Genomic DNA, 1,020 nt, shown 5'->3' on the forward strand with positions numbered 1-1,020 from the left:
TCGGCCTTTCCGCTAGCGCCGCCCCTCACCTGCCTGCCGGCATCCTCTCCCCGTATAGTGACGGGGAGAGGGACGCTGGCATCGATGGTTTCGCCAATCACCATCCTTTGCAAGGCAAGGATGGCGCCGGCGTTGCGGCCAGCCCCCTTCTCCCCGTCACTATACGGGGAGTCGAGGCGTGGTCCGCGCAGCGGACGAAAAGCCAACTGCTTGGCTTTTCGAACAACGAACGCCCGGCAGGGCGATGAGGGGCGGCGCCGATCTCGGTGATTGATGGTTTCCGCCACAAGTCGGACTTGGCCGAAGCGATTGCCCTTGCCAACCGTCGCCTCCCCTTGCGTCTGTCCCGCTTTGATGGCTGACTGTCGCGCCAGAGCAGTTCACCGTTTCATGGAACGGTGAACTACTCTAACTCTTTGTTTTGACGCAATTCCGGACGGAAAACCGTTCACACTTTTCCTGGAATTGCTCCAGGCGCCGCATTGGGGGATGGGGATGGCGACGGCGAAGCACGTAATGAAGCGCATATTGATGATGTTGGCCGGCTACTTCGTATCGGTGCTGGTCGGCCTGATCGCCATCGCGGTGATCTATGGCGTGCTCAGTTCCTTGCCCAACGCGCCCAGCTATTTCGACGTCATGGGCGTTTCGCCGATCGCGGTGCTGCTGGTGCCGCCGCTCGGCATGTTCGTCTATTTCCTGACCATCGTGGTGACCGCGCTGCAGACGCTGATCTTCGCGCTGATCGCCGAGTTCTTCTCGCTGCGCAATGTCCTGCTGCATATGGTTTTCGGCGCCGGCGCCGCGGTCGGCGGCTTCGCCTTGATCTGGCCGAGCGCGCCGGAGGATATGGACCCGGAGCGTTGGGTCGACATCGGCATCATCGCCGCTGCCGGCCTTGTCGCCGGGTTGCTCTATTGGCTGATCGCCGGGCGCGACGCCGGCTTCCGGCGGCCACTGTTCGAGCGCTACTAGCTTGCAGACTCACAATCGCGGAGCCACGCCGATCGGCTCATGCGG

1 protein-coding gene is annotated in these 1,020 nt (G+C 62.5%); it reads left to right on the top strand.

What is annotated here, in order from left to right:
• Positions 1 to 489 precede the first annotated feature (489 nt).
• Positions 490 to 975 carry a hypothetical protein gene (locus tag EN984_RS35815; protein ID WP_164749075.1) on the top strand — a complete coding sequence of 162 codons (486 nt, stop codon included), beginning with the start codon at positions 490 to 492 and terminating at the stop codon, positions 973 to 975.
• Positions 976 to 1,020: the final 45 nt, after the last annotated feature.

The organism is Mesorhizobium sp. M7A.F.Ca.CA.004.12.1.1, from assembly GCF_003997835.1.
GTDB lineage: Bacteria > Pseudomonadota > Alphaproteobacteria > Rhizobiales > Rhizobiaceae > Mesorhizobium.

What these genes read in the sequence shown, in the direction of transcription:
- EN984_RS35815 (WP_164749075.1), top strand. Translation starts at nt 490, where the DNA reads ATGGGGATGGCGACGGCGAAGCACGTAATGAAGCGCATATTGATGATG.